Source organism: Microbacterium sp. P2_F9 (genome assembly GCF_056403635.1).
In genome coordinates this window covers 1-4,802 of the sequence record NZ_JBFUFC010000243.1, presented here as the reverse complement: position 1 = coordinate 4,802, position 4,802 = coordinate 1, and the positions used below count along the sequence as shown (strand labels likewise).

Genomic DNA, 4,802 nt, shown 5'->3' with positions numbered 1-4,802 from the left:
GAGGTTGTCGGCGGCGAATCGGGGCACTCGGGCGCGGATCTCGTCGGGCGCGAATGTCGCGTCCGGGGTGACCGTGCCGGTGAGGAAGCCCTTGCCGAGCGGGCTGAACGGGACGAACCCGATGCCGAGTTCCGCCAGGGTCGGCAGGACCTCGGGCTCGGGGTCGCGGGTCCACAGCGAATACTCGCTCTGCACCGCGGTGACGGGGGTCACCGCGTGGGCGCGGCGGATCGTGCCGGCGCCTGCCTCGGAGAGCCCGAAGTGGCGCACTTTGCCCTCGCGGATCAGCTCGCCGACGGTGCCGGCGACGTCTTCGATGGGGACGTTCGGGTCGACGCGGTGCTGGTAGAGCAGGTCGATCGACTCGACTCCGAGGCGCGTGAGCGACCCCTCCGCAGCGCGGCGGATCTGCTCCGGTCGCGAGTTCACGCCCTGCATCCTGCCATCGACGATGTGGAAGCCGAACTTGGTCGCGATCGTGACCCGATCGCGAATCGGGGCGATCGCCTCGCCGACCAGCTCCTCGTTGTCGTACGGTCCGTAGACCTCAGCGGTGTCGATGAGCGTCACCCCGTGATCGACCGCGTACCGCAGCACGCCGATCATGTCGGCGCGGTCGCCGGGGTTCGGCCCGTAGCTCTGCGACATCCCCATCGCGCCGAAGCCGATGGCCGAAACGTCGAGGCCCTGTCCGAGTGTTCTCCTGTGCATGATCTGCCTTTCCTTTCGGTGTCAGTTGGCCGACGATCGTCGCGATCCTCGTCGTGATTCCACGCTAGGCATCGCGGCCCGCCTGTGGGAGTCACTGACAGAACCCCGTTCGGACAGAACCGCTTGCTTTCCATGTTGGAAAGTGATTCACTTTCCAACATGGAAACTGACGACCACTCCTTCGCTGACGATCTCGACACGATCGCCTCAGCGCGCGCCGCCATCGTGCGTCGAAGCGGCACGCCGACCTGGTACTTCCCGCTCGTCGGAGTGCTCATCGCGGTGCTCGTCCTCACGATCGGTCTCGGAATCGGAACGTCGTGGTACCTGCCGGCGATCCTCCTTGTGCTCGTGGCGGAGGGGGTTGTGATCGGCGTGCATCGCCGCGCGACAGGCACATCGGTGCCCGGCAGCGCGTGGCCGGCGTGGGTCTGGGCATGGTCCGCGGTCCTTGCCGCCGTGCCCGTGCTCGCGGCGGTCGCACTTCACTTCACCGGCGCGCCCGCCTGGACCATCGTTCTCGTCGCCGTGGTGGGGGGACTCAGCGCAGGATTCGGGTCGGCGATCCTCAACCGCCGATGGGAAGCGTCCCGGGTCGCACCGTGACGGAGCCGCACTTCGACGAGGTCGTCCACGCTCCGCAGCGGCTGCGCATCCTCGCGATGCTCGACGCCATCTCGGGCGACGTCGAATTCTCGGCCTTACGTGACGCCCTCGACGTCGCCGACTCCGTCGTCAGCAAGCACCTCAAGGTCCTCGCCGAGGCAGGGTACGTGTCAATCCGCAAGGCCGCGAATATCGGCCGGCAGCGCACGTGGGTTCGGCTGACCGCGCGCGGCAGAGACGCCTACGCGGCTCATGTCGCCGCGCTTCGCGAGATCGTGGCCTCGCTGTCGGAGTGATGTGCTGAATCCAGCCTCTAACGAGGCGGAAAGTGCGAGATCGGCGTCGGCCGCTTCGACGCGGGGTGACCGGCATCCGGCAGCGTCGTCGTGTCTTCGTACGGTCGCGTCGGCTCGTGGGCACTCACGGGTGTCCGCCAGATCGGCGGATTGCGCGGTGCCGCGGTGTCTTGCGTCTCGATCGCGAACCGCCGCCCGGAAATCGATACGGGYGTCACACAGATGAAGTCGTGCTTGCTGGTGGGACTCGCCGAGATCAGGGCGAGCACGCCCGACTCATGGAGTTCGCTGTCGATGGCCACTCGTCGGGCAGAGCCCCGCAGCACGACGCTCCAATAGAAGYCGTCATCTTCACCGTCGATCTCGAAAGCGGCGACGGGGTGCACCGAGATCGCCTTGAGCTTGGAGCCTCGCGCCGTCCGGATGTAGATCGAGCCGTCATGCACCGTGTAATTGAGCGGGAACACGTCGGGCATGCCGTCCAGGCCCTCGACCGCGAGACGCCCGAAAGATCGTGCCTCCACGAGTTGCCAGCACTCAGCCGTCGACAGGTGCTGCACCGAACGCGGGTCGACCGGCGCGCGGGGTCCTGGATTCGAATCGTTCATGGTGGGAGCTCCTTCGCTCGAGTCCACTCCACCCCCTGCGCTGCAACGCCGCTGGGCCGAAGGTCCCACGGGTCGACGATCCTTGGTGCTTTCTTGGACGGGATGCTGTGCAATGGAGACGTCGAGCGGGTCAAGCGGAGGGACCGATCCTGAACGAGTCCACGCATCCGTCCCTGCTGTACGTCGAAGACGACCCGGAGATCGCCGAGATGACGATCGAAGTGCTCTCCGACGCCTATGCCGTCGATCATGTCGCCGATGGGAAGGTGGCCCTCGCGCGGGCGCTCGGCCATCGCTACGATCTGATGCTCGTCGACCGGCGACTGCCGGGAATGGACGGGACCGAGCTCGTGGCGGCGGTGCGCACGGCGCGCATCACGACACCGATTCTGCTGCTCACCGCGTTGGGCGCGATCCACGATCGGGTCGAAGGACTGGATGCCGGCGCCAACGACTATCTGGTCAAGCCCTTCGACTTCGATGAGCTGCTGGCGAGGCTCCGGGCGCTGCTGCGCGGCTACCGCGCGGAGGGTGAGCGTCGGCATCTGGGCGAGTGGCTATTCACGCCCGGGTCGTGGTCGCTGTACTCCCCGACCGGACTGCGGGTGGCGCTGACCGAGACGGAGACGTCGCTGATCGGCCTGCTCTCGGAGAGCCCTGACCATGTCTTCTCCAGAGACGAGATCCTGAACGCGGTCTTCACCGCCGCGGACGCGCCCGGATCGGTAGACACCTACGTGCACTACATCCGTCGCAAGTCGACCCCGGAGCTGATCGAGACCGTGCGCGGCCACGGCTACCGCATCGGGGCGCCGACATGACGGATGCCGAGGACCGCGTCCGTGTGCGCCGCGCGTCGACAGCGGTCGGCGTGTGGGTTGCCGCGGCATCCGCGGTCATCATCGCAAGCGGGGTCGGAATCCTGGTGGCGGTGATCCTGCTCACCTCCCGTCCGGAGCGGGCCGAGGTCCGTCGCGGTCAGGACCACGACGGCGACCACGTCGTCGTGGACGTGGATCGGGTCGTCCCGTGGATCATCGTGCTGGGCATCGTGGGCGTTCTTCTGCTCGCCCTGGTCGCCTGGCTGGCGGCGAGCCGTTCGGTGCGCCCGCTCGCCGAGGCGCTGCAGGCGCAGCGGAACTTCGTCTCGGACGCGAGCCACGAGCTGCGCACGCCGCTGACCGCGCTCACGAGCCGGATTCAGATCCTGCAGCGACGCCACGCCCGCGGTGAGCCCCTCGACGAGACGATCGCCGATCTGCGCCGCAACGCGGCCACGATGGACGACGTGCTGACCGACCTTCTGCTGTCCGCCGAAGGCGATGCCGCCGGCCCCGCGGAGCCCTCGGACGTGCGACGCTGTCTCGAGTCCGCGGTGCAGGCGCTGACCCCCCTCGCCGACGATGCCAACGTGGCGATCGAGGTTGCCGCGGGCAAGGAGCTGCGTGCCTCGATCCCCTCGGTGACGCTCACCCGTCTGTGTGTCGCCCTGGTCGACAACGCGATCCAGCATGCCCCGCCGGGCAGCGGCATCCGGGTGTCCGCCGTCGTGGCGGGCCGGTCGGTGCAGATCCGGGTGAGCGATCACGGTCCTGGGATCCGCGAAGCCGACGCGGAGCGCATCTTCGAGCGGTTCGCCCGCGCCGGCGAGACGGGGCGACGGCGCGGATTCGGGCTCGGGCTCGCGCTGGTGCGCGATGTCGCGACCCGCTACGGCGGCACGGTCGCGGTGGAGGCGACCTCGCCTCAGGGCACGACCTTCCTCCTCGTCCTCCCCTCGGCCTAGACGAGCGCGGGGCCCGGTGCGACCGCTGCGGTCGTGCTGACCTCGGTGGCGCCGAGCCAGCGCCGCACTGTGCCGCCCTGCCCCACCACGAGGCCCGTGCGCGTCGAGGACTCGCCGATCCAGGAGAGGTCGTCGATCCCGGCGACCACCGCCGTGGTCGCCCACACGTCGGCCGCTGCGAGCCCGTCCGCGACGACGGTCGCGCTCAGCACACTCAGCGCCGGCTCGCCGGTGCGCGGGTCGATGATGTGTTCGCCGCGTTCGGCAGTGCCGGATGTCGCGACCGCGCCGTTGCGGAGCTCCAGCGTGGCGACGATCTCGCCGGGTCGTGCGGGGTCGGCGATACCGATCGTCCAGGTCCAGTCCGCCCCTTCTGCGGTGAACAGCTGCAGATCGCCTCCGGCATTCACGCCGACCGCGAGGACTCCGGGCTCCGCCAGCAGCGGTGCGAGGTGGCGGCGCGCAGCGGCTTCGACCGCCCAGCCTTTCACGTACCCGGTCGGGTCGAACCAGCCCTGCCAGTGCGCGGAGAAGCGTCCGCCCGTCGCCTGTTCCCACCGGAGGCACGCCTCCGCAACCTCCCCGAGGCGGGGGTCCAGCTCGGCCATCGCTGCTTCACCTCGTCGCAGCCTTGAGATGTCCGAGTCCGCGCGATAGGTCGAGAACAGCCGGTCGATCTCACGCAGCTGGTCGAAGCATCCGGACACCGCTTCGTCCACCGCCGGCCGGTCGGCCGCCGACTCCGAGATCAGGTGGATGCTGATCGCCGTGCCCATGATGGTCTCGACCCACGCG

At 68.9% G+C, this 4,802-nt stretch carries 7 protein-coding genes; 4 read left to right on the top strand and 3 right to left on the bottom strand.

The annotated features are described in order from the left end of the window. Positions 1-711, bottom strand: a 711-nt coding sequence (locus AC1DVT_RS17950; protein WP_477390501.1) for an aldo/keto reductase, incomplete at its 3' end; no start/stop codon positions are given. 159 nt (positions 712-870) lie between these two features. Here AC1DVT_RS17950 and AC1DVT_RS17945 point away from each other — a divergent pair. Continuing rightward, the gene (locus AC1DVT_RS17945) at positions 871-1,317 is read left to right on the top strand and encodes a hypothetical protein (RefSeq protein ID WP_457101272.1); all 447 of its coding nucleotides are present in this window, start codon (positions 871-873) and stop codon (positions 1,315-1,317) included. Continuing rightward, positions 1,314-1,613, top strand: a complete 300-nt coding sequence (locus AC1DVT_RS17940; protein WP_457101271.1) for a transcriptional regulator — start codon at positions 1,314-1,316, stop codon at positions 1,611-1,613. The genes AC1DVT_RS17945 and AC1DVT_RS17940 overlap by 4 nt, the downstream gene beginning before the upstream one ends. 17 nt (positions 1,614-1,630) lie before the next feature. On the opposite strand, the gene AC1DVT_RS17935 is transcribed toward AC1DVT_RS17940, so the two are convergent. Continuing rightward, positions 1,631-2,221, bottom strand: coding sequence for a pyridoxamine 5'-phosphate oxidase family protein (locus tag AC1DVT_RS17935; protein ID WP_477390498.1), 591 nt, complete (start codon positions 2,219-2,221; stop codon positions 1,631-1,633). Between the two features lie 107 nt (positions 2,222-2,328). Here AC1DVT_RS17935 and AC1DVT_RS17930 point away from each other — a divergent pair, with 107 nt between their 5' ends. Together AC1DVT_RS17930 and AC1DVT_RS17925 are read left to right on the top strand one after the other, a co-directional pair. Beyond that, entirely contained in the window at positions 2,329-3,042 is a 714-nt protein-coding gene (locus AC1DVT_RS17930) for a response regulator transcription factor (RefSeq protein WP_477390497.1), read from the top strand. Then, complete coding sequence (locus tag AC1DVT_RS17925; protein WP_477390495.1) at positions 3,039-4,007, top strand: sensor histidine kinase; 969 nt, start codon at positions 3,039-3,041, stop codon at positions 4,005-4,007. The genes AC1DVT_RS17930 and AC1DVT_RS17925 overlap by 4 nt, the downstream gene beginning before the upstream one ends. Here AC1DVT_RS17925 and AC1DVT_RS17920 read toward each other — a convergent pair. Further along, positions 4,004-4,802, bottom strand: a 799-nt coding sequence (locus AC1DVT_RS17920) for an FAD:protein FMN transferase (protein ID WP_477390494.1), incomplete at its 5' end; no start/stop codon positions are given. The two genes, AC1DVT_RS17925 and AC1DVT_RS17920, sit on opposite strands and share 4 nt — an antisense overlap.